At 51.2% G+C, this 22870-nt stretch carries 20 protein-coding genes; 11 read left to right on the top strand and 9 right to left on the bottom strand.

Features of this window, described 5'->3' with window-relative positions; all coding sequences use genetic code 11:
* Positions 1–7 precede the first annotated feature (7 nt).
* The 3 genes from H3L95_RS06130 to H3L95_RS06120 form a co-directional block, all read right to left on the bottom strand.
* Positions 8–439, bottom strand: coding sequence for a VirB3 family type IV secretion system protein (locus H3L95_RS06130; protein ID WP_003759650.1), 432 nt, complete (start codon positions 437–439; stop codon positions 8–10).
* Positions 440–459: 20 nt separating this feature from the next.
* The gene (locus H3L95_RS06125; protein WP_003759653.1) at positions 460–777 is read right to left on the bottom strand and encodes a hypothetical protein; all 318 of its coding nucleotides are present in this window, start codon (positions 775–777) and stop codon (positions 460–462) included.
* A 66-nt stretch (positions 778–843) separates the two neighbouring features.
* Positions 844–1524, bottom strand: coding sequence for a lytic transglycosylase domain-containing protein (locus tag H3L95_RS06120; RefSeq protein ID WP_003759655.1), 681 nt, complete (start codon positions 1522–1524; stop codon positions 844–846).
* 780 nt (positions 1525–2304) lie between these two features.
* Here H3L95_RS06120 and pflB point away from each other — a divergent pair.
* The 3 genes from pflB to H3L95_RS06105 all read left to right on the top strand — a co-directional run bounded on the left by pflB (position 2305) and on the right by H3L95_RS06105 (position 6421).
* Positions 2305–4590: a formate C-acetyltransferase gene (gene pflB / locus H3L95_RS06115; RefSeq protein ID WP_003759658.1), complete on the top strand. Its 2286-nt coding sequence runs from the start codon at positions 2305–2307 to the stop codon at positions 4588–4590.
* Between the two features lie 292 nt (positions 4591–4882).
* Positions 4883–5695: a pyruvate formate lyase 1-activating protein gene (gene pflA, locus H3L95_RS06110; RefSeq protein ID WP_003759661.1), complete on the top strand. Its 813-nt coding sequence runs from the start codon at positions 4883–4885 to the stop codon at positions 5693–5695.
* A 336-nt stretch (positions 5696–6031) separates the two neighbouring features.
* Positions 6032–6421 (top strand): hypothetical protein, encoded by a 390-nt coding sequence (locus H3L95_RS06105; protein ID WP_003759665.1) that lies wholly within the window; start codon positions 6032–6034, stop codon positions 6419–6421.
* A 190-nt stretch (positions 6422–6611) separates the two neighbouring features.
* On the opposite strand, the gene dsbD is transcribed toward H3L95_RS06105, so the two are convergent.
* Positions 6612–8417 (bottom strand): protein-disulfide reductase DsbD, encoded by a 1806-nt coding sequence (gene dsbD, locus H3L95_RS06100; RefSeq protein WP_003759666.1) that lies wholly within the window; start codon positions 8415–8417, stop codon positions 6612–6614.
* A 391-nt stretch (positions 8418–8808) separates the two neighbouring features.
* Positions 8809–9582: a GTP cyclohydrolase FolE2 gene (gene folE2 / locus H3L95_RS06095; protein WP_040668752.1), complete on the bottom strand. Its 774-nt coding sequence runs from the start codon at positions 9580–9582 to the stop codon at positions 8809–8811.
* Positions 9583–9763: 181 nt separating this feature from the next.
* Between folE2 and H3L95_RS06090 the strand changes: the two genes are divergently transcribed.
* From H3L95_RS06090 to H3L95_RS06080, 3 genes are all read left to right on the top strand, one after another.
* Positions 9764–10921 (top strand): trans-sulfuration enzyme family protein, encoded by a 1158-nt coding sequence (locus H3L95_RS06090; RefSeq protein ID WP_003759672.1) that lies wholly within the window; start codon positions 9764–9766, stop codon positions 10919–10921.
* Positions 10922–11013: 92 nt separating this feature from the next.
* The gene (locus H3L95_RS06085) at positions 11014–11472 is read left to right on the top strand and encodes an META domain-containing protein (RefSeq protein ID WP_003759674.1); all 459 of its coding nucleotides are present in this window, start codon (positions 11014–11016) and stop codon (positions 11470–11472) included.
* A 128-nt stretch (positions 11473–11600) separates the two neighbouring features.
* Positions 11601–12380 carry a ferredoxin--NADP reductase gene (locus H3L95_RS06080; protein ID WP_003759677.1) on the top strand — a complete coding sequence of 260 codons (780 nt, stop codon included), beginning with the start codon at positions 11601–11603 and terminating at the stop codon, positions 12378–12380.
* A 278-nt stretch (positions 12381–12658) separates the two neighbouring features.
* Here H3L95_RS06080 and H3L95_RS06075 read toward each other — a convergent pair whose 3' ends face one another.
* The 4 genes from H3L95_RS06075 to H3L95_RS06060 all read right to left on the bottom strand — a co-directional run bounded on the left by H3L95_RS06075 (position 12659) and on the right by H3L95_RS06060 (position 15611).
* Positions 12659–12898, bottom strand: coding sequence for an NF038104 family lipoprotein (locus tag H3L95_RS06075; RefSeq protein ID WP_003759678.1), 240 nt, complete (start codon positions 12896–12898; stop codon positions 12659–12661).
* Positions 12898–13236: a hypothetical protein gene (locus H3L95_RS06070; RefSeq protein ID WP_003759680.1), complete on the bottom strand. Its 339-nt coding sequence runs from the start codon at positions 13234–13236 to the stop codon at positions 12898–12900. The genes H3L95_RS06075 and H3L95_RS06070 overlap by 1 nt, the downstream gene beginning before the upstream one ends.
* Positions 13237–13576: 340 nt before the next feature.
* Positions 13577–14086 (bottom strand): peptidylprolyl isomerase, encoded by a 510-nt coding sequence (locus tag H3L95_RS06065; protein ID WP_003743061.1) that lies wholly within the window; start codon positions 14084–14086, stop codon positions 13577–13579.
* Between the two features lie 109 nt (positions 14087–14195).
* Positions 14196–15611, bottom strand: a complete 1416-nt coding sequence (locus H3L95_RS06060) for an SLC13 family permease (RefSeq protein ID WP_003759684.1) — start codon at positions 15609–15611, stop codon at positions 14196–14198.
* 380 nt (positions 15612–15991) lie between these two features.
* On the opposite strand from H3L95_RS06060, the gene H3L95_RS06055 reads away from it, so the two are divergent.
* The 5 genes from H3L95_RS06055 (at position 15992) to tig (ending at position 22796) form a co-directional block, all read left to right on the top strand.
* Positions 15992–16687, top strand: coding sequence for a TIGR02117 family protein (locus tag H3L95_RS06055; RefSeq protein WP_003759686.1), 696 nt, complete (start codon positions 15992–15994; stop codon positions 16685–16687).
* Entirely contained in the window at positions 16684–17451 is a 768-nt protein-coding gene (gene aroD, locus H3L95_RS06050) for a type I 3-dehydroquinate dehydratase (RefSeq protein ID WP_003759688.1), read from the top strand. The genes H3L95_RS06055 and aroD overlap by 4 nt, the downstream gene beginning before the upstream one ends.
* 263 nt (positions 17452–17714) lie before the next feature.
* Positions 17715–18515, top strand: a complete 801-nt coding sequence (locus H3L95_RS06045) for a phosphatidylserine decarboxylase (protein WP_003760170.1) — start codon at positions 17715–17717, stop codon at positions 18513–18515.
* Between the two features lie 172 nt (positions 18516–18687).
* Positions 18688–21135, top strand: a complete 2448-nt coding sequence (locus tag H3L95_RS06040) for a DNA translocase FtsK (RefSeq protein WP_003760168.1) — start codon at positions 18688–18690, stop codon at positions 21133–21135.
* A gap of 350 nt (positions 21136–21485) precedes the next feature.
* Positions 21486–22796 (top strand): trigger factor, encoded by a 1311-nt coding sequence (gene tig, locus H3L95_RS06035; RefSeq protein ID WP_003760166.1) that lies wholly within the window; start codon positions 21486–21488, stop codon positions 22794–22796.
* The last annotated feature ends 74 nt before the right edge of the window (positions 22797–22870 follow it).

Below are 22870 nucleotides of genomic sequence, written 5' to 3'. Positions count from 1 at the left end.
AATGTGCTCAGCAACGTGCCGACTGACTTTCGGAAAAAAGTTTTGCTGCGGCGGCTGCCTCTTCAGTTTCTTCCTTAATAAATCGGATGTAATCATCGCGGTCTCTTCCAAATTTGGTTGCTGTAATGGTTAGGGTGTCACCGAAAAGATTTGACTTCCTCCGGACGAACCACCAGTAAATTTCCAAACCCAATATACGTAATGCCTGATCATCCCTTTTCGTGAGCATCCTCAAGAAATAGATACAGGGCAGGGCCAGCAGGAAAATCCCGAAAGCCTTCAAACCGTAAACAGGCATAAGGAACATGGCGGTAGCCATAAATACCACTAAGATAATAAAGCCCGGAATAATAGGAACTCCGGCCAGCATGGCGACACGTGACAGTCCCTCATAAGAACTGTACTCTGTGTCAATATTGATTTCGGGTAATCCGTTCATCCGTATTCACCCTGTGTCAATTAGAAGTTAACGCTTTTTGCTGCTTTAATAATCCCTGCCGCCAACGCCGGTCCGCATCCGAACAGAAAAATCCAACCGCAAACCCGAAGAATGTCGCCAATAGTTTTTTCTTGAAAATAACCGCCAACAGCAACCATGACAATTGCCACACCTGCAACAATCGCCAAAATGTTGTACCACTCTTGAAACCATTGTTTGACTGTACTCTCTCCGGTTGACAGGCCGCCGGCGGCCAAAGCCGTCTGAATACCACCCAACATTGCACTAAACAAAACCGCTTTTACCCATTGACGGGTGTTTTCACTCACATATTTCATTTTTGAAGCTCCAAAAAAAAGACCGCCAATATGGCGGATACAAAAAAACGACCATAAGGTCGTGTATTAAAAATCACCGAAAACATCCCAAGACTTAGGTTCTGGTTTTTGTAGAACAACTTGCTGATGTATTCCTCTTTCAATTCGGACAGGTATATCGGAGAAATTGGTTCGCTCTGAGAATACTGCCTGTCTGTATGGCGAATCAGATATTTTCTTGTTGGCAACCGTTACCGGAACAGGTTGTATTGCAGCTGGATTTTTTCCACTTAAACGTGCGTAACGTGCTTTGACGTTGCGGACGTAAAGCTTGGTTTCCCGATATGGTGGAATACCACCATATTTCCGAACTGCTCCTTCGCCGGCGTTATAGCCGGCAAGCACTAAGTCAAGATTACAGCCGTGAATACTGGATCTATCAGGAAAATGGTTACATAAAAAACGCAGGTAACGAGTACCTGCGATGATGTTTTGTTCCGGATCGTAAAGGTATTTTGGGTTTACCCCCATCCGTGCTGCCGTTGGCGGAATAACCTGTAACAGACCCCGTGCATTTTTGTTAGACAGGGCATAACGGTTGCCACTACTTTCCCTGCCCATAACAGCCCATACAATGTTTTTATCCAAACGTTGCAATGCGGCATGTTTTTCAACCAAAGCCTCATATTGAGGGTATGGGGCGGCGGCAAACGCCGATGAATGGCAGATAACAAAGAGTGAGGCAGTTAGTTTCAACATTTTTTTCATGTTTATCTATCCCAGTGAATGCTGTGTATTAATTCGTAAAACAGGACTATGAAATAAATCATACTTAAGATATAGATTATGCTTACTACTAAAATCATAAAATTGCTTTCGTTTTCTTCATTGTCATATTTATTTTTCATTATTTACAATATTCCATTTGAAAAGAAAAAACGAAAATCTAAGCAAACTGAAAGTTAGAATGCTTGGATTTTCGTTCTTTGGGGTGTGTCCATTTTGTGACTGAAACACATTGAAATAAATAGTATGTGATGGTATGTGCAGACTTCACTTCTATTTAAAAACAATGGGTTAGGTTTTACATAAAGGACTTAAAATCCGTCGGCCCTAAACCGGCCGTGCCGGTTCGATTCCGGCTCCGGGCACCAATAAATCTATGAATTTATTGAATAATCTAAGACTCTAAATTACCAAAAGACAGCTTATAATTCAGGCTGTCTTTTTGCTTTGTGTCCAATTTGTGTCCAACTTGTGACCTTTACACAATGTAATTGCATGAAATCAAATACCTAAAGAAAAGCCCTGAAAACCGGACAAGTTTTCAGGGCTTAATTTTATATTCTACACTTGTTTACACGCTAAAGGCTTGAAAAATAAAATGTAGTTTTAAGTAATAACTGTTCTCATTGATGTAAGTCAAAATAATATCGGGTAAGCGTTCACATCTCCGCCAATCGTTACACTTCATAGAGCTAAAGTGCTATTCTGCAAAGGTAAATTTCTTCTACCTATAAATTCTATCTGACAAATTAGGAGCTTGATATGTCAACCGATATACAACAACGCCCTGCCGCTTGGGAAGGTTTTGTCGGCGGTAATTGGGAAACCAATGTCGACGTGCGCGATTTTATTCAGAAAAACTATACGCCTTATGAAGGCGATGCGTCTTTCCTCGCGCCTGCGACCGAGGCGACGACCAAACTGTGGGCGGAAGTGATGGAAGGCATCAAAGTCGAAAACCGCACGCACGAACCCTACAAAATCGACGCGCAAGTTGTGTCCGGAATTACGAGCCACGCGCCGGGCTATATCGATAAAGATTTGGAAACCATCGTCGGTCTGCAAACAGACGAGCCTCTGAAACGCTCCATTATGCCGTTCGGCGGTTTGAAAATGGTACAAGACGCGTGCAAAGTGTACAACGTCGAGTTGAACCCTGAAGTCAGCGAAATCTTCACCAAATACCGTAAAACCCATAACCAAGGCGTGTTTGACGTTTATACGCCCGATATCCGCCGTTGCCGCAAATCCGGTGTGATTACCGGCTTGCCGGATGCTTACGGCCGCGGCCGCATCATCGGCGACTACCGTCGCGTGGCGTTGTACGGTATCGATTTTCTGATGGCCGACAAATTCAACCAATTCAATTCGCTGCAAGCCGATTTGGAAAACGGCGTGAATCTGGAAGAAGTTATCCGCCGCCGCGAAGAAATCAACGACCAATACAAAGCCTTGGGTCAAATGAAAGAAATGGCGGCCTCTTACGGCTACGACATTTCCGGCCCTGCGAAAAATGCGCAAGAAGCCATCCAATGGACTTACTTCGCCTACCTTGCCGCCGTTAAATCGCAAAACGGCGCCGCCATGTCGTTCGGCCGCGTGTCTTCGTTCTTGGATATTTACATCGAGCGCGACCTGAAAAACGGCGTGATTACCGAAACCCAAGCGCAAGAGTTTATCGACCATTTGGTGATGAAACTGCGTATGGTTCGTTTCCTGCGCACGCCCGAATACGACCAACTCTTCTCCGGCGACCCGATTTGGGCAACCGAATCCATCGGCGGTATGGGTTTGGACGGCCGCACGCTGGTAACGCGCACCAACTTCCGCGTGCTGCACACCCTGTACAACATGGGTCCGTCTCCCGAACCGAACATTACCGTGTTGTGGTCTGAACAACTGCCGCAAGGCTTTAAAGAATTTTGCGCCAAAGTGTCCATCGACACCTCGTCCATCCAATACGAAAACGACGATTTGATGCGTCCGGACTTCAACAGCGACGACTACGCCATTGCCTGCTGCGTCAGCCCGATGGTGGTCGGCAAACAAATGCAGTTCTTCGGCGCACGCGCCAACTTGGCGAAAACCCTGCTGTACGCAATCAACGGCGGCGTGGACGAAAAATCCAAAGACCAGGTCGGCCCGAAAACCGAACCGATTATGGACGAAGTCTTGGACTACGACACTGTCTTTGCGCGCATGGACAAATTCATGGATTGGCTGGCAACCCAATACGTTACCGCGCTGAACATCATCCATTACATGCACGACAAATACAGTTACGAAGCCGCGCTGATGGCGCTGCACGACCGCGACGTGAAACGCACTATGGCCTGCGGTATCGCCGGTTTGTCTGTGGCCGCCGACTCACTGTCCGCCATCAAATACGCCAAAGTCAAACCGATTCGCGATGAAAACGGTATTGCCGTCGACTTTGAAATCGAAGGCGAATATCCGCAGTTCGGTAACAACGACGACCGCGTGGACGACATTGCCTGCGACTTGGTGGAACGCTTCATGAAAAAAGTGGCAACCCACAAAACTTACCGCAACGCAACGCCGACCCAGTCTGTGTTGACCATTACCTCCAACGTCGTGTACGGCAAAAAAACCGGCAACACGCCGGACGGCCGCCGCGCTGGTGCACCGTTCGGTCCGGGTGCCAACCCGATGCACGGCCGCGATGTCAACGGCGCCGTCGCTTCGCTGACCTCCGTAGCGAAACTGCCGTTTGAGTTCGCCAAAGACGGTATTTCCTACACCTTCTCCATCGTGCCGGGCGCATTGGGCAAAGATGAAAATTCCCGCGAACGCAACCTCGCAGGCCTGATGGACGGCTACTTCCACCACGAAGAAGGAGAGGTGGAAGGCGGCCAACACCTGAACGTCAACGTATTGACCCGCGAAACGCTGGAAGACGCGATGAACAATCCGGACAAATATCCGCAACTGACCATCCGCGTGTCCGGTTACGCCGTACGCTTCAACTCGCTGACCCGCGAACAGCAGCTTGACGTGATTACCCGCACCTTTACACAAACCATGTAAAGCAAAGGGTTTACAGTAAACCAAGCCGGGGGACGGATTATCCGGAACCCGGCTTGATTTTGCCTGAAGCAATGGTTTGATAATATCAAAATCCAGTGGATTAACTTTAAATCAAGACGACCGAAGGCGGTACAATAGAGTTATCATTAAAACCCATTTACCTATTTAAAAACAGCCCATAAACTTCCCACAACAGGGAACGCAATGCCCGCATATTAATCCAATAAGAAGAATCCTCTGCAACACAAAAACAAGTTTTCAGACGACCCCAATATCCGGTACATCAGACACCATGCAGACATCTATCGCCATCAACCCCGAAACGCCCGCCCCCGCCAAAGACCTCGGACACCGCCATTACAACGGCAAAGGCATCGTCCATTCCGTAGAATCCTGCGGCGCGGTGGACGGTCCCGGGTTGCGCTACGTCCTCTTTCTGCAAGGCTGCCTCATGCGCTGCCTCTACTGCCACAACCGCGACACATGGGACTTGCACACCGAACAAGCCCAAGAAATGACCGTGCCCGAAGTCATGAAGCAAGTCATGTCCTACCGACACTACCTGCGCGCCACAGGTGGCGGCGTTACCGCCACAGGCGGCGAACCGCTCCTGCAATACGAATTCGTACGCGACTGGTTCACCGCTTGCCAAGAACACGACATCCACACCTGCCTCGACAGCAACGGTTACGCCCTGCATTACGATTCCATCCTTGACGACCTGCTCGACCACACCAACCTCGTCATGCTCGATTTAAAACAAATCGACCCCGAAATCCACAAAGTCCTCGTCGGCATCCCCAACACCAAAACCCTCAAATTCGCCCACTACCTCGCCGAACGCAAACAGCCCGCCCGCGTCCGCTACGTCGTCGTGCCGGGCTATACCGACGACGACCGTTCCGCCCACCTGCTCGGCGAATTCATCGCAGACATGGACAACGTCGAAATGGTCGAACTCCTTCCTTATCACGAACTGGGCGCGCACAAATGGGCATTGTGCGGCGACACCTACAAACTCACCGGCGTACATCCGCCCCCCAAAGAAACCATCCTCAAAATCAAATCGATTTTGGAAAGCTACGGCAAAAACATTATTTATTGAGTTCAAATTCAAAAGGGTCGTCTGAAAATGAAATATTCGCTTTCAGACGACCTTTTCGCCGTTTATCCCATTTGTTGCAGCCCATTGCATCAATCAGTTACCATATAAATCTATTGTCATTTTAGACCTTCAGTCGCAATCTTTGGGCTAAGTTGAGACAACGTGGTATCGGTTCAAACTTGGATCACTAGAGCATTCTTATCTTTAAAATTTATAGTGGATTAAAATTGCAATGATACGGCGTTGCCAACGCCCTTATGTACTACCCGTACACGGCGGGCGTTGCCGCCTTGTCTCATTTTTATTTTAATCCACTATAATTGAGGAAAGAGCAGTATGATGAAAAAGTTTTTATATGTGTTTTTACTTTTTATACCTTTGTCAGCCTATTCAGGGACATATCGAGTAAACAAAACAGGTCTATTGCTTCAGACAAAGCATTTGAAAAATGGAAATATACAGTTTGATATATATAACCCGCGCAATTCAGGGAAAAATTCTTTGGCGCAAGGCGTGGCAAAATTAAAATCAGGGGATTCGGAAATTGATACAGATGAAGAAACGGGTGTAGGTTATGTTGTAGATGAATATATTCATGATAAAAATCAATGCTTCATATCGATACGCCTAGATGTAGAAAAAGGTAAGAAAGGCTCGTTAAAGACCTCATGTCCGAAACAAAATGAATTAAGACATCTTAATCTTCCAATTTTGAAAATTAAGTAGGCGTAACCAGTGGCGGGGTTGAAAACCACCATTTATAGTGGATTAAATTTGAATCAGGACAAGGCGACGAAGCCGCAGACAGTACAGATAGTACGGCAAGGCGAGGCAACGCCGTACTGATTTAAAGTTAATCCACTATAAAAAGGTCGTCTGAAAACCCTGTTTCAGGTTTTCAGACGACCTTTCGTCTTTATTTTTCGTTTTGTTTGTACCAGTTGATGAATTCGTCCGGTTTGGCGAAGCCGAGCAAGGGGTCGCTGCGGCGGCCGTCAGCGTGGATGGCGAAAATGCCCGGCGGGCCGTAGATTCCGTATTCTTTGTAGAGTGCCTGGTGTTCGGGCGTGTTGGCGGTTACGTCGATTTGGAAGAAGCGTTCCATATCGACGGCTTCATGCACTTGCGGCTGGTTGAGCGTGTAGTTTGCCATTTCTTTGCAGGAAATACACCAGTCGGCATAGAAATCCAAAACGACGGGTTTGTCGGGGTTGGCTTTCAATGCGGCGTCCATGGCGGCTTTGAGTTCGGCGACGTCGGTGAACATTTTGCCGTGGTCGGTGGTTGTGCCTGCTTCGGACGGGGGAGAGAGTGTCAGGAAGTGGTGCAGGGCGGTGGTTTGTTTGTTTGCGCTTTGCCAGCCGAACCATGCGCCGCCGATGATGAGCAGGAAGCCCAAAACGGAGGCTGCGGTTTTCAGACGACCTTTTTGTTTGCCGGATTTAACCAGCAACATGACGGCAGGGACGATCATGAGCAGGGTGTAAAGCGCGACAACGAGGTAGTAGGGCAGGTGCGGCGTGGCGAGATAGACGGCTACGGCAAGCAGGATGAAGCCGAAGGCGTATTTGATGCCGTTCATCCAGTCGCCTGCTTTGGGCAGGACGTGGCCACCGAATGTGCCGATGAGGATCAGCGGGACGCCGGTGCCGAGTGCCAAGACATACAACGCCAGTCCGCCCAAAACGGCATCACCGGTTTGTCCGATATAGCCTAGGGCGAATCCGAGCGGCGGGGCAACGCAGGGGCCGACGATCAGCGCGGAGAGTATGCCCATGACGAAGACGGAGAAGATTTTGCCGCCGGAGAGTTTGCTGCTTTGGTTTTGGAAGTAGGATTGGACGGCGTTGGGCAGTTGGATGTTGAAGAGTCCGAACATGGAGAGCGCGAGGACGACCATCAGGCCTGCGGCGGCAAGGACGACCCATGCCTGTTGCAGCCATACGGTCAGAAGCGCGCCCGTCAAGCCTGCGATGACGCCGACCAGCGTGTAGGTCAGTGCCAAACCTTGCACATACGCTACGGACAGCGCGAAGGCGCGGCCTTTGCCGGCGGTTTTATCGCCGACGATGATGCTGGAAACAATCGGTAAAAGCGGATACATACAGGCGGTAAAGCTCAGGAATACCCCTGCGGTAAAAAACGCCAACAGGTTGGCGTTTAATGTGTCCCACGATAATTTGAAGCGGCTGCTGTCGTCGTTTTGCGAGGCTTTAGGCGCGGCGGCGGGGGATGGTTTGGCGGAATCGGGTTGCAGGAAGCGGTCTTTGGCGGATATGGGTTCGTCGCTTTGCGGCTGGTACAGGCCGTTGCCATTAATCTCAAAAGACGTGTCCACGGGCGGGTAACATACGCCGGCTTCGGCACAACCTTGATAAGTCAGCGTCAGCTTGTAGGTCGGCGCGGCTTTTTTGTAAGGCCAGTTGACCTGCGCGGCGCGGTGGAACACGGTTTGTTTGCCGAAAAACTCATCTTCTTTGGCTTCGCCTTTGCTGAAAACGGGTTCGCCCAATACGCCTTCAGGCGCGGTGGCGGCGACGATTTTCGATTGGTACATATAGTAGCCGTCGGCGATTTTGAATTCGACGTTGATGCCTTTGTCGGTAACGTTCACTTGCGGCACGAACGCTTTTTCAGGCGGCAGCAAATCGTCGGCGTTCACAGCGAACGCGCTGGAACACAGGGCAAAAAAGGCGGTAAAGAAGTAAAGGAGTTTTTTCATGGCGTCTTCTCAGTGGAAGGGTTGAATAGGCGCATTATAAACGCAGCAGCCGTTTATAGGCCTTAATTTATATTAAAAGCAGCGATTGTTTTTTATAGTGGATTAACTTTAAACCAGTACGGCGTTGCCTCGCCTTAGCTCAAAGAGAACGATTCTCTAAGGTGCTGAAGCACCAAGTGAATCGGTTCCGTACTATCTGTACTGTCTGCGACTTCGTCGCCTTGTCCTGATTTAAAGTTAATTCACTATATCGTTGCGAGGGGGGATTATCGGACTGCTTGATAGATGATGCCCGTCGGATTGTCTCTTTTTCATAGTCGATTGGAACGGGAAAGGTCGTCTGAAAACTGATTTTCCGGTTTTCAGACGACCTTTTCGATTTTTTGCTTGTTTAAGGATAAGCAATATAAGCGTAAGCCGAGTGGTTGTGTATCGATTCGAAGTTTTCGCTTTCGACGATGAAGCTTTCGATGCGTCCGTCGGCAATCAGCGCGGTGGCTACGTCGCGCACCATGTCTTCTACGAATTTCGGGTTTTCATAGGCTTTTTCGGTCACGTATTTTTCATCGGGGCGTTTGAGCAGTCCGTAAAGCTGGCAGCTTGCCTGTGCTTCGACGCAGTCGATGATTTCCTCGATACCGACTTCGGCGTTGGCGGTCAGGCTGACGGTAACGTGCGAGCGTTGGTTGTGCGCGCCGTATTGGGAAATTTCTTTGGAACACGGGCACAACGAGGTTACGGGCACCATGACTTTCAAATTATGGCTGTATGCGCCGTTTTTAATTTCGCCCGTCAGGGTAACGTCGTAGTCCAGCAGGGATTGGATGCCGGAAACAGGTGCGGATTTTTTGCGGAAGAAGGGGAAGGAAACGCTGATTTTGCCGGAATGAGAGTTTAAAAGCGCGACCATTTCGGCGGTCAGTTTGTGCAGCCTGTCGAAATCCAAAGCCTCGGTTTGTTGCTCCATCAACGCCACGAAGCGCGACATATGCGTGCCTTTTTGGTCGGCGGGCAGGAAAACCGTCATGGTCAGGCGGGCGACGGTGGATTGGCTGCCTTCGGCGGTATTCAAAGTAATCGGAAAGCGCAGGTCTTTGATACCGACCTGGTTAATCGGCAGATTGCGTAAATCTCGGCTGGATTGCACGTCTGCAATGGCGTTCATGCGTTGTTTGTCCTTAATTGTCGGATTGTTGGGGTGTGTGTCGTTTGGAAACGGATTCATGCCGTCCGTTTTGCAAATGCGAGATTATATCACTTGCAAACCGTGTCCGCATTGATTGTTTCTATTTTTCGGATAGTGATAAAATCCTGAATTATTCATATCTTTATAAGGTTGAACCGAGATGAAATTCGCCACCAAAGCCATCCATTCCAGCTACGATTGCGACGAACACAACCGCGCGCTGATGCCGCCGATTTATCAGAACAGTATGTTCGCGCTGCACGAAATCGGCGAGCAGGTTCCCTACCGCTATTCGCGCCTGAGCAATCCGACCCGTCAGGTTTTGGAAGATACGGTTGCCGATTTGGAACGCGGGGCGGCGGGTTTTGCCTTTTCCAGCGGTATGGCGGGCATTGATGCCGTGTGGCGTACCTTCCTGCGTCCGGGCGATACCATCGTTGCTGTCGCCGATATTTACGGCGGCGCGTATGACTTGCTGGTTGACGTCTATAAAGAGTGGGGCGTAAACGTCGTCTTTGCCGATTTGGGCAACCCCGACCGCTTGGACGAACTGCTTGCCGCGCACAATGTGAAACTGGTTTGGCTGGAAACCCCGTCCAATCCGCTTTTGCGGCTGGTAGACATCAAAGCGCTTGCCGCCAAAGCCCATGCCGTTGGCGCATTAGTAGGCATCGACAACACCTTCGCCACGCCGTATCTGCAACAGCCGCTGGAAATGGGCTGCGACATCGTGTTCCACTCCGCCACCAAATACCTTTGCGGCCACTCCGACGTATTGATGGGCATCGTTGCGGTTAAAACCAAAGAACTGGCGAAACCGCTGCACGACATGATGGTGCATACCGGCGCGATTGCCGGCCCGATGGACTGCTGGCTGGTGTTGCGCGGCATCAAAACGCTCGCCTTGCGTATGGAAGCGCACTGCAAAAACGCGCTCGACATCGCCCGCCGCCTCGAAGCCCATCCCGCCGTAGAAAAAGTGTTCTATCCAGGACTGCCGTCGCACGAACATTACGAACTGGCGAAAACCCAAATGCCCAAAGGCATAGGCGGCGTGGTAACGGTTTATTTGAAAAACGACACGCGCGAAGCGGCAAACAGCGTGATTAAAAACATGAAACTGGTCAAAATGGCGTCCAGCCTCGGCGGTGTCGAAAGTCTGGTCAACCATTGCTATTCCCAGTCCCACAGCGGCGTGCCGCATGATGTGAAAATGGAAATGGGCATCAAAGTCGGCCTGCTGCGCTTCTCCATCGGCATCGAAGACGCGGACGATATTTGGAACGATATTTCCAAGGCTTTGGATTCGACGCTGTAAGATAAAGAGGTCGTCTGAAAAGTGCGTAGCGGGTTTCGCTGAAGCGGTTTCAGACGACCTTTTAGCTGACCTCACGTTAGAAAGGCAAAATCATGAAAACCCTGATCCCCACCCTTATGACCGCAATCATTCTGACCGCCTGTACTTCGCCTGCTGAAAAACCGCAGCCGTCCCAACCTGTCACGTCGTCTGAAAAACCATCCGAACCGCGTCAAGCGTCAACGCCGGCTTTGGCGGCGAAATGGTTTGTGGTTTCTTTCGACAAATTCACCGAAAAAGATTTGGCGGGCAGAACCGCTTTTTTGGATTTGAGCAAAATGCCCAAGGCGCATGGCAAGATGGGTTGCAATCATTTGACGCTTCAAGCGCAGGAAGCCGGAGCGGGCAAAATTGATTTTGGTCCGATTGCCACGACGATGATGCTGTGTGAAGACATGAAGCTGGAAGAGGCTTTCTTGAACATGAAAAGCGTGTGGAACTATCGTTTCGACGGCAATGATTTGATTTTGGAGCAAAACGGCAAAACCATGCGCCTGCACCGTCAGCCGTAAATTTTGAGTTTCAGTTCCGCTTCAAGGTCGTCTGAATACCGGGCAATCAGGTTTTCAGACGACCTTTCGTCAAGCGAACGGGTATAATACCTCTCGTTTCCCATCCCGCACACACAAGGAATCCCATTATGGCAGCCTCGCCCGAAGCCAAGTTTACCGAAGAAAAAGTCTTGTGGATTAAACACCATACGCCCAAACTGATGACTTTTGCCATCAGCCGCCCCGAATCCTACCGCTTCTCGGCGGGGCAGTTTTCGCGGCTCGGTTTTCGCGACGGCGAAGGCTTTATCTGGCGCGCGTATTCCGTCGTGTCCGCCGAATACGCCGACACGCTTGAATATTTTGCCGTTTTGATCGAAGGCGGCCCCATGTCCGCGCGGTTCGCCGCCATGAAAGAGGGCGACACCATACTGCTCGACAAAACCGCTACGGGCTTCCTCCTGCCCGAACGCTTCCCCGACGGCAAGGACTTGGTCATGCTCTGCACCGGTTCGGGCATCGCACCTTTCCTCTCCATCATCGAGCAACCCGAAATCTGGCAGCGTTTCGACCGCTTGATTTTGGCGCACTCAGTTTCTTTCGCCGATGAACTGATTTTCAGACGACGTGTTGAAGCGTTGAAAGACCATCCGCTGATTGGCGAGTATTTCCACAAATTCCGCTTCGTCCCCATTACCACGCGCGAGGAAACCGAAGGCGCGTTGAGCGGCAAGCGCATTCCCGAGCTGCTGAAAGACGGCAGCCTCGAAACATACGCGGGATTCAAGTTCACCAAAGCAGACACGCGCTTTATGGTCTGCGGCAACCCCGCCATGGTCAAAGACACGTTCCAAGCCCTGATGGACTTGGGCTTTGCTATGCACCGCAACCGCATCCCGGGCGAAATCATGATGGAAAACGGGTTTTAAGCCTGATGATCCGGTAAGGTCTTAATATAGTGGATTAACTTTAAACCGGTACGGCGTTGCCTCGCCTTAGCTCAAAGAGAACGATTCTCTAAGGTGCTGAAGCACCAAGTGAATCGGTTCCGTACTATCTGTACTGTCTGCGGCTTCGTCGCCTTGTCCTGATTTAAATTTAATCCACTATAGAAGCAAAAAAGGTCGTCTGAAAAACGGTTTGCCGTTTCAGACGACCTTTTGTTTGAATAAATGGTTTTGCAGCTGTCGGTGTAGGGCGCGGCTGCTTATTCTTCACGCGGTTCTTCTAAATAATCATCCGCCTGTTGTTCGCGGGATTTCTTTTCTTTGTCCTTCTTTTTGTCCTTGTCGGGAATCGCGGCATTGATTAACGCGCCTGTGCCTTTGACAGCGATTTTACCTGCGGTCATGACAGTGGTGGCGGCCAGATTGACGGCGCTGGTGACGATACAGCCGCTGAGTGCCAAACTGAGGAACACGGGAAGAAGAAGGACTTTTATGTTCATCAGTGTTCGCATCCGCATTGATGGTCGTGGTGTCCGCCGCTGCATCCGGAAGCCGCTTCGTGCCAGCTTTCGTCGTCGCCGTCGAATTCTTCCATTTCGTCGAATTCGCCGTTTTCAACCAGTGCGACAAGTTCTTCGAGGCTTTGCGCCCCTTCGACCCAAAAGCAGGGGATATCGGGCGGCGTATCAGGAGCGAGCAGGGCGGCGGTTTGGTCATGCCAAGCAATCCAATAGCCGTTTTCGGTGTGGACGAATTGGGCATCGGGATGAATGGTCTCTCCGGTCGTTCCGATCAGCATTCTTTCGGCAATGTCGGCTTGGTAGGGTTGAATCTGCATGATGGGTTCCTGTGAACAAAACCAGCTTTTATTGTAACGGAAAATCCATGGCGGATTATAGTGGATTAACTTTAAACCGGTACGGCGTTGCCAACGCCCTTATGTACTACCCGTACACGGCGGGCGTTGCCGCCTTGTCTCATTTTTATTTTAATCCACTATAATCCACTATAAATCGTCTTTTGAGATGGGGCAAAGCGGGTTTGAATCCGTAGGCGACGGTTTCGATATCAGAGGTCGTCTGAAAACAAGCGCGGCGGATTGCGTTCAAATATTTGCCCAATAAAAAAGCAGCCTGTTTCAGGCTGCTTTTTGCATTATGGGATGTAACGCGTCAAATTTATACCACTTCGGCTTTGGTGATGACGACAGGTTCGGTCGGTACGTCGTCGTGGTAGCCGTGGCGTTTGGTGGCGACGCCTTCGATGGCATCGACTACATCAAAACCATCGACGACTTTGCCGAATACGGCGTAGCCCCAGTCTTGGACGACGGTTTTGCCGTACAGTTCTTTAGAACGGAAGTTCAGGAAGGCGTTGTCGGCGGTGTTGATGAAGAATTGCGCGCTGGCGGAATGCGGGTCGGAGGTGCGCGCCATGGCGATAGTGTATTTCTCGTTGGGCAGGCCGTTGGACGCTTCGTTTTGAATCGGCTCGCGTGTTTCTTTTTCGTTCATGTTCTCGTCCATGCCGCCGCCTTGAATCATGAAGCCTTTGATGACGCGGTGGAAGATTACGCCGTCGTAGAAGCCGTCTTTGACGTATTGCTCGAAGTTTTTGGCGGTAACGGGGGCTTTGTCGAAGTCGAGTTCGATTTTGATGTCGCCTTTGTTGGTATGCAGGATAATCATGGGTTTCCTTTCGTTAAGAATCTTTTTACAAATGGTGCTGGGCGGAAAAACTTCAAGGTCGTCTGAAAAATATTCTTTCAGACGACCTTGTGGTTATGGTTTTACGGGTTTACATCAGGATGAAATAAGCCCACAGCGCAACCAATACGATACAGAGGACGTTCAGCAGCAAGCCGACGTTCATCATTTCGCGTTGCTTAATCAAGCCTGTACCGAACACAATCGCATTGGGCGGCGTGGCCACCGGCAGCATGAACGCGCAAGATGCGCCGATGCCGATGACGAATACCAAGACTTGTTCGGGCAGCCCCATTTGCGTGGCGATGCTGGCGAAAATGGGGACGAGCAGCGCGGCGGAGGCGGTGTTACTGGTGAACTCGGTCAGGAAGATGATGAAGGCGGCGACCACGAAAATCACCAGTAGCGGATGCGCGGCGGTGAAAGTGGTGGCCACCTGCTGACCCAATGCTTCGGATGCGCCGGAGGATTGCAGCAGCGCGCTCAAACTGATGCCGCCGCCAAAGAGCATCAACACGCCCCAGTCGGTGTTGCGGGCGACTTCTTTCCATTGCGCCACGCCGAATACGACGACGGCGACGGCGGCAATCAGGGCAATGACGGTGTCAGGGTTGGAAATGCCGAACGCTTCTTTGATTTTGGAGCTGAATACCCAAGCAACGGCAGCAGCCAAGAAAATCAACAGCGCGATTACACGGTGCAGCGTCCAAGGGATAGATTCGGCTTTGACTTCGACGCGTTCGTTCAGATTAGGTTTGAGGATGACGTACATGGAAAACAGCATCAAGGGCAGAATCAACAGCATCATCGGCAGGCCGAGCTTCATCCAGCCGACGAAGTCCAGATTCAGGGCTTTGGCGGCGATCATGTTCGGCGGCGAACCGACCACGGTACCCAAACCGCCGATACTGGCGCAGTAGGCAATGCCGAGCAGGACGAAGACGTAGGTTTTACGTTCTTTTTCTTGGTCGAGGTGGCTCATCATACCCATAGCCAAAGGCAGCATCATGGCGGCGGTCGCGGTATTGCTGATCCACATGGACAGGAAGGCGGTAACGGCAAACAGCATCAATACGGCGACTTTCATATTGCCGCGCGACAGGCGCAAGAGGTTGACGGCGATTTTGCGGTCGAGACGCTGCATGTGCAGGGCGGTGGCAAGCGCGAAGCCGCCGAAGAAGATGTAAATCGTCGGATCGGCAAAGCCCGCCATCGCTTTTTTGATGTCCATATCGGGGAAGCCGAGTACGACGGCGAGAATCGGCACCATCAATGCGGTTACCGTGATGTGGACGGCTTCGGTAAACCAAAGCGCGGCAACGAAAATCAACAGCGCAATGCCTTTGTTGGCATCGGTGCTGTAAGGCAGGATGCTGTAAATGCCGAAACAGACGACGGCGGAAATGATGGTGGTCAGCAGGCCCTTAAAGTCGGTAATCGGCTTTTGCGCACTGAGCAGCTCGACATTCTCAGGATGCTGGGTTTTGTCCTTTGCATGTAAGTCCATGGAGTATTCCTCTGAAACATAACGTGAAATCGCTAAAACCACGGATGCCTGGGCTCATCGCCTAACATTGCTTTTTTATTGATTTCACTGAATCGGTTTTTCTTGTTTCCCGCAGCGGGTTGTTCGCAGGCTTTGGATTTCAGGCAAACAAAGCCGTGCGGCATGGCAATGAGTATATTTGTAATCGGGTGTAGTGTAAATATAATGTTAACAATCGGGTGCGGTTTTTTACGAAAACGGATTGATGGGAAACTAAAAATATCTTTTTGTTGATTTTCAGACGACCTCTTTTGTAGTTAAAGCGTTAAGGTCGTCTGAAATACTTAAAACATGCCGTTATCGTGATATGATGCCGCATCTTTAACGACGCCGTCACGTCAATGAAAAAAATATTCAAAATCCTCCTGAAAGCCGTGTTGGCATTTATCATCGCCGCCATCCTTTACTTTGCCGCCGCTTACATACTCGGTAAAATTCCACAAGACGGCACCGCCTCCGACGGCGACGTCACACTTTATTTACATAGCAACGGCGTACACGCCGACATCATCATGCCGCTTTCAGACGACCTTTTCGACTGGACCAGCATCATCAATCCTGCCGACAGTACCGCAGGGCAAGGCGATGCGCCCATCCGCCACGTCGGCATAGGCTGGGGCGAGCGCAATTTCTATTTGAAAACGCCGCAGTGGTCGGATTTGACCGCCTCTACGGCAGTACAGGCGTTAAGCGGAGTCAACAGCACGCTGATTCACGCCATCTACTACCGCGAGCCGCCGCGCGAAGGCGAAAATACCGTCAAATTCACCGTCAGCCGCGAACAATACCGCCGCCTGAGTGCCAACCTGATGCGTCATTTCAAATTGAAAGCAGGCAAAGCCATCCCCGTCGCCGGCGCGCATTACAGCGCTGACGACGCATTCTACGAGGCAGAAGGACGCTACCATCTTTTCAATACGTGCAACAGCTGGCTCAACCGCCGCCTGACCGAAAGCGGCATCAACGGCGTCGTTTGGACACCGTTCCCCGATCCGCTGCTCGACAGCCACCGCACCAATACAGCAGAAAAACCATGAAAACCCTGACCATCCGCCATCTCACGCTCGGCAGCGGACAGCCGAAAATCGCCGTTCCCTTGGTTGCCCGAGACGAAGCAGCCTTATCTGCCGCCCTGAAAAACCTCGAACACGCCTGTTTCGATATTATCGAATTCAGAGCCGACTATTTCGACCAAGCGGGCAATCCCGAATACCTGATCGCCCAAGCCGAAGCCGTACGCCGCGCCTTTCCCGAAACCCCGCTGCTGTTCACCTTCAGACGCGCGGAGGAAGGCGGCGAATACCCTTGCAGCAAAGCGTATTATTTCGAATTGCTCGATAAAGCCGCCGCTTCAGGCATCATCGACATCATCGACATCGAACTTTCCGCCGGCGAAGGCGAAGTCCGCCAAGCGGTTGCCGCCGCCAAAGCGCACGAAACCGCCGTCCTGATGAGCAACCACGATTTCCATCAAACGCCCGCCAAATCGGACATCACAGGTCGTCTGAAAAAAATGGAAGAGGCAGGCGCGGACATCTGCAAAATCGCTGTGATGCCCCAAAGCCCCGCCGATGTCCTGACGCTTTTGGACGCCACTTGGGAAGCCCGTCAAACCGCAAACCGCCCGATCGTTACCATCTCCATGGGCAAGCTCGGACTCGTCAGCCGCATCGCAGGCTCGACCTTCGGCTCCGCCATCACATTCGGCACGGCAGGAGCCGCCTCCGCCCCCGGCCAGCTCGATTCCGCCAACCTCAAAAACATCTTGGATGTTTTGGAAAACGGCAACACCGCCGGATAACAATAAATATAGTGGATTAAATTTAAATCAGGACAAGGCGACGAAGCCGCAGACAGTACAGATAGTACGGAACCGATTCACTTGGTGCTTCAGCACCTTAGAGAATCGTTCTCTTTGAGCTAAGGCGAGGCAACGCCGTACTGGTTTAAAGTTAATCCACTATACAAATACAAAAAGACAAAAGGTCGTCTGAAACAGTGTTCAGACGACCTTTTTAGGATATTCCGCTATAATGGCGGCAATTTGAATAGAAAAGGAAAGTTATGAACCGTCTGTACCCCCACCCGATTATCGCCCGCGAGGGCTGGCCGTTTATCGGCGGCGGTTTGGTATTGAGTTTGCTGGTGTCTGCCTGCTGCGGCTGGTGGTCGCTGCCGTTTTGGGTGTTCACCGTATTTGCCCTGCAATTTTTCCGCGATCCCGCCCGCGAAATCCCGCAAGACCCCGAAGCGATTTTAAGCCCCGTTGACGGACGCATCGTCGTCGTCGAGCGCGCGCGCGATCCTTACCGTGATATCGAGGCGTTGAAAATCAGCGTGTTCATGAACGTCTTCAATGTCCACTCGCAAAAATCGCCTGCCGACTGCACCGTGACTGCCGTCGAATACAATAAAGGCAAATTCCTCAATGCCGATTTGGATAAAGCCAGTACCGAAAACGAACGCAACGCCGTACTGGCGACTACCGCGTCAGGTCGCGAAATCACCTTCGTCCAAGTCGCAGGCTTGGTTGCCCGCCGTATTTTGTGTTACACCAAAGCAGGCGAGAAACTGACCCGCGGCGAACGCTACGGCTTTATCCGCTTCGGTTCGCGCGTCGATATGTATCTGCCGGTTGACGCGCAGGCTCAAGTTGCCATCGGCGACAAAGTCACCGGCGTTCGCACTGTTTTGGCGCGCCTGCCGCTCCAAGCCCCTGAAGCTGCCGCGCCGACCGAAACCGCAAGCGCCGCACAAGCGGAAACGCCCGCTCCGGCGCAAGCTGCTGCCGAAGTAGTCCAATCCGAAATCGAAGCGGCTGCCGATAAAGTCCGCAATGCCGCAGAGCAGTCATTGAAAGACTGACGGCTGACAGCTGAACAAGAGGTCGTCTGAAAACCTTTTTCAGACGACCTTGTTTTATCAGAAACGGTAAATACGGTATAATTTGAACCCAACACACATTACACCCGACGGATTGATTCCCCGTCGGTTTTCCCTTTTCAGACGACCTGTACCGAATATCAAAAATCCATCCATGACCGCAAAATCCTCTAAAACCGCATCAAAAACTAAAGCCAAAACAAACGCCAAACCGAGCACGCGCCGTCAAAGCCAAACGAAGGCGCAGACAGAGCCGAACAAGGTTTCCGAGCGTTTGAAGGCTGCCAAAGCGCTGCAAAAAAATGAAGAAAAAAAAGCGCGTCCCGAGCATGTCGTCAATCTGATTAACGACGCGCTGTGGCTCTTCGGGCTGATGGTGACGGTCTTCATCGCCATTTCCCTCGCCAGCTTCAAAATGACTGACCCCGCATGGTCGCGCAGCGTGCCGAAATCGGATGACATCGCCAATTTCGGCGGGCTGTTTGGCGCGTATGTTTCCGATGTCGGCTATTATCTTTTTGGTCTGTCGTTTTGGTGGTGGATCGCCGCTTCGTGCGTTTTCCTCTATAAAAATTTCCGCCCGCTGCAAAAGCGCGAAAACTACAAATCGTACAACCACGGCGTTGCCGCGCTGGCTTTGTTCCTGCTTTTGGTGTGCAGCCCGATTCTCGAATATTTCACCCTTCAAAATACTTTGGACGAAACCCTACCTGTCGGTGCGGGCGGTTTGGTCGGCGCTTTGGCTGGTTCGGGCTTGGCTTGGCTGCTGGGCAAATCCGGCAGCCTGCTGATTATGTGCGTCATGCTGCTGCTTTCCGTTTCCTTGCTGGCGCAAGTGTCTTGGCTGGAAGTCATGGCAAAAACAGGACGCAATACCGAAAGCCTGTTTTCAGGCATTTGGGGTCGTCTGGAAAAGGCATTGGGCAGACGCAAGGACGACGGCTCGACCGCCGAAGCCTTGGAAACGGAAAATACACGCCGTATGGTGAAAGAAGCCAAAAACATCACCGCTACGCCCGTTACTCCGCTTGCAGGCAGCACCAGCAACCGCAAATCTGTTGCGGTCTCCGTCGCGCCGCCACCCAAAATTCAGGCTTCCTTGTTTGAAGACAACGAGCCGCAACAAACAGGCGAATATCACAAACCCAGCATGAACCTGCTGCGCCTGCCCAACGGCGAACCCGTCAGCATCAATCCTGCCGAATTGGAGCGTACTGCCGAGCTGATTGAATCCAAGCTGGCAGAATTCGGCATCGGCGTGCAAGTCGTGTCCGCCACTTCCGGCCCTGTGATTACGCGTTATGAAATCGAACCCGCGCAAGGTATAAAAGGCAGCCAAATCGTTGCTTTGTCTAAAGATTTGGCGCGATCTATGTCGCTGCAATCCGTGCGCATCGTGGAAACCATCGCGGGCAAAAACACGATGGGTATCGAGTTGCCCAACGAAAAACGCCAAGACGTGATGTTGAGCGAAATTCTCTCTTCACCCGTGTTTACCGAAGCCAAATCCAAGCTGACCGTCGCGCTGGGCAAAGACATTTCCGGTACGCCCGTCGTCGGCGATTTGGCAAAAATGCCGCACCTTTTGGTCGCCGGTATGACCGGTTCGGGCAAATCCGTCGGCGTGAACGGCATGATTATGTCCATGCTTTTCAAAGCCACGCCCGACGAAGTCCGCTTCATCATGATTGACCCGAAAATGCTCGAATTGAGCATTTACGACGGCATTCCGCACTTGCTCTGCCCGGTCGTTACCGATATGCGCGAAGCAGGGCAGGCGTTGAACTGGTGTGTCGCCGAAATGGAAAAACGCTACCGTCTGCTTTCCCACGCCGGCGTGCGCAACTTGGAAGGCTTCAACCAAAAAGTCGAAGCTGCCAAAGCATCGGGCAAACCCATGCCTAACCCGTTCAGCCTGAATCCGGACGACCCCGAGCCGCTGGAAAAACTGCCGATGATTGTGGTCGTTATCGACGAATTGGCCGACCTGATGATGACCGAACGCAAAGCCGTCGAGCAACAAATCGCCCGCCTCGCCCAAAAAGCGCGTGCTGCCGGTATCCATATGATTGTCGCGACCCAACGACCGAGCGTCGATGTCGTCACCGGCCTGATTAAGGCAAACATCCCGACGCGTATGGCGTTTACCGTGCAAAGCAAAATCGACAGCCGCACCATCCTCGACCAAATGGGTGCGGACGAACTGCTGAAATACGGCGACTCCCTGTTCCTGCAACCGGGCAGCGCCGAGCCGACCCGCCTGCAAGGCGCGTTTGTTTCAGACGACGAAGTGCATCAAGTCGTCAACTACGTCAAATCGCAAGCCCCCGCCGACTATGTCGAAGGTTTGCTCAGCGGTGAAGCTGCGCTGGAAACCACCAACATCGTCAATCCGAATGCAGGCAGCGACGAACTGTTCGACCAAGCCGTCGCCTACATTTTGGAAAGCAAAAAAACTTCCATCTCCTCCCTGCAACGCCAGTTGCGCATCGGCTACAACCGCGCCGCCAACCTGATGGAAGCGCTTGAAAACGCCGGTGTCGTTTCCCCCGCAGACATCAACGGCAGCCGCAGGATTCTGGCGCAAAAAGACCAGTTGTGATCTCAATAATTACCAAAGGTCGTCTGAAAACTGGTTATATCTGTTTTCAGACGACCTTTTTATGATGTCGGATTCAATACCTTATTTTATCGGGGCAAAATCGGCCCGCCTATCGACGATATAGTGGATTAAATTTAAATCAGGACAAGGCGAGGCAACGCCGCGCTGGTTTAAAGTTAATCCACTATATTATCCAGTCAATCAAACATTGTGATATACTAGCCAACTAATTTTCCTACCTTTTGCAAGCAACGGACGATAAAGCCCCGATGGGTCGGAGCCGCTTTTGCAGTCATCATTGGCAAAAGGATTCCCATTTTTTATTTAACACAACAAATTAAGGTCTTACGATGAGCGTAACTGTTGAAACTTTAGAAAATCTGGAACGCAAAGTAATGTTGTCTCTGCCTTGGTCCGAAATCAACGCAGAAACCGATAAAAAACTGAAACAAACCCAACGCCGTGCAAAAATCGACGGTTTCCGTCCGGGTAAAGCACCTTTAAAAATGATTGCCCAAATGTACGGTGCAAGCGCTCAAAATGATGTCATCAATGAAATGGTCCAACGCCGCTTCTACGATGTTGCCGTTGCCCAAGAATTGAAAGTTGCCGGCTATCCGCGTTTCGAAGGCGTTGAAGAACAAGACGATAAAGAATCCCTGAAAATCGCTGCGATTTTCGAAGTGTTCCCTGAAGTCGTTATCGGCGATTTGTCTGTACAAGAAGTCGAAAAAGTAACCGCTTCCGTCGGCGATGCCGAAGTGGACCAAACCGTAGAAATCCTGCGCAAACAACGCACCCGCTTCAACCATGTTGAACGCGAAGCCCAAAACGGCGACCGCGTCATCATCGACTTCGAAGGCAAAATCGACGGCGAACCTTTCGCCGGCGGCGCATCCAAAAACTACGCCTTCGTATTGGGCGCAGGTCAAATGTTGCCTGAATTTGAAGCCGGCGTAGTCGGCATGAAGGCAGGCGAAAGCAAAGACGTTACCGTCAACTTCCCTGAAGACTACCACGGTAAAGACGTTGCCGGTAAATCCGCTGTCTTCACCATCACATTGAACAACGTATCCGAACCCACCCTGCCCGAAGTTGATGCCGACTTCGCCAAAGCATTGGGTATCGCTGACGGCGACGTTGCCAAAATGCGCGAAGAAGTGAAGAAAAACGTAGGCCGCGAAGTTGAGCGCCGTGTGAACGAACAAACCAAAGAATCTGTAATGAACGCGCTGCTCAAAGCCGTAGAGCTGAAAGCGCCTGTTGCTTTGGTAAATGAAGAAGCCGCCCGTTTGGCAAACGAAATGAAACAAAACTTCGTCAACCAAGGCATGGCTGACGCTGCCAACTTGGATCTGCCTTTGGATATGTTCAAAGAGCAAGCCGAACGCCGCGTATCTTTGGGACTGATTTTGGCCAAACTGGTTGAAGAAAACAAACTGGAACCGACTGAAGAGCAAATCAAAGCCGTTGTTGCCAACTTCGCAGAAAGCTACGAAGATCCTCAAGAAGTGATCGACTGGTACTACGCAGAGCCTTCCCGCCTGCAAGGTCCGACTTCTTTGGCTGTAGAAAGCAACGTCGTTGATTTCGTTTTGGGCAAAGCCAAAGTAACCGAAAAAGCTTTGTCTTTTGACGAAGTGATGGGCGCACAAGCCTAATCATCTTCAAAAGGTCGTCTGAAACAGGCAACTTGAAAGCACCAAAGCATCCCTTTGGTGCTTTCGCAACATTG

The organism is Neisseria sicca, assembly GCF_014054945.1.
Taxonomy (GTDB): Bacteria; Pseudomonadota; Gammaproteobacteria; order Burkholderiales; family Neisseriaceae; genus Neisseria; species Neisseria sicca.
This window is presented reverse-complemented; position numbering and strand designations above follow the sequence as displayed.

Coding starts and splice junctions, on each gene's coding strand:
- H3L95_RS06130 (WP_003759650.1), bottom strand. CDS start 439: ATGAACGGATTACCCGAAATCAATATTGACACAGAGTACAGTTCTTAT.
- H3L95_RS06125 (WP_003759653.1), bottom strand. CDS start 777: ATGAAATATGTGAGTGAAAACACCCGTCAATGGGTAAAAGCGGTTTTG.
- H3L95_RS06120 (WP_003759655.1), bottom strand. CDS start 1,524: ATGAAAAAAATGTTGAAACTAACTGCCTCACTCTTTGTTATCTGCCAT.
- pflB (WP_003759658.1), top strand. CDS start 2,305: ATGTCAACCGATATACAACAACGCCCTGCCGCTTGGGAAGGTTTTGTC.
- pflA (WP_003759661.1), top strand. CDS start 4,883: ATGCAGACATCTATCGCCATCAACCCCGAAACGCCCGCCCCCGCCAAA.
- H3L95_RS06105 (WP_003759665.1), top strand. CDS start 6,032: ATGATGAAAAAGTTTTTATATGTGTTTTTACTTTTTATACCTTTGTCA.
- dsbD (WP_003759666.1), bottom strand. CDS start 8,417: ATGAAAAAACTCCTTTACTTCTTTACCGCCTTTTTTGCCCTGTGTTCC.
- folE2 (WP_040668752.1), bottom strand. CDS start 9,582: ATGAACGCCATTGCAGACGTGCAATCCAGCCGAGATTTACGCAATCTG.
- H3L95_RS06090 (WP_003759672.1), top strand. CDS start 9,764: ATGAAATTCGCCACCAAAGCCATCCATTCCAGCTACGATTGCGACGAA.
- H3L95_RS06085 (WP_003759674.1), top strand. CDS start 11,014: ATGAAAACCCTGATCCCCACCCTTATGACCGCAATCATTCTGACCGCC.
- H3L95_RS06080 (WP_003759677.1), top strand. CDS start 11,601: ATGGCAGCCTCGCCCGAAGCCAAGTTTACCGAAGAAAAAGTCTTGTGG.
- H3L95_RS06075 (WP_003759678.1), bottom strand. CDS start 12,898: ATGAACATAAAAGTCCTTCTTCTTCCCGTGTTCCTCAGTTTGGCACTC.
- H3L95_RS06070 (WP_003759680.1), bottom strand. CDS start 13,236: ATGCAGATTCAACCCTACCAAGCCGACATTGCCGAAAGAATGCTGATC.
- H3L95_RS06065 (WP_003743061.1), bottom strand. CDS start 14,086: ATGATTATCCTGCATACCAACAAAGGCGACATCAAAATCGAACTCGAC.
- H3L95_RS06060 (WP_003759684.1), bottom strand. CDS start 15,611: ATGGACTTACATGCAAAGGACAAAACCCAGCATCCTGAGAATGTCGAG.
- H3L95_RS06055 (WP_003759686.1), top strand. CDS start 15,992: ATGAAAAAAATATTCAAAATCCTCCTGAAAGCCGTGTTGGCATTTATC.
- aroD (WP_003759688.1), top strand. CDS start 16,684: ATGAAAACCCTGACCATCCGCCATCTCACGCTCGGCAGCGGACAGCCG.
- H3L95_RS06045 (WP_003760170.1), top strand. CDS start 17,715: ATGAACCGTCTGTACCCCCACCCGATTATCGCCCGCGAGGGCTGGCCG.
- H3L95_RS06040 (WP_003760168.1), top strand. CDS start 18,688: ATGACCGCAAAATCCTCTAAAACCGCATCAAAAACTAAAGCCAAAACA.
- tig (WP_003760166.1), top strand. CDS start 21,486: ATGAGCGTAACTGTTGAAACTTTAGAAAATCTGGAACGCAAAGTAATG.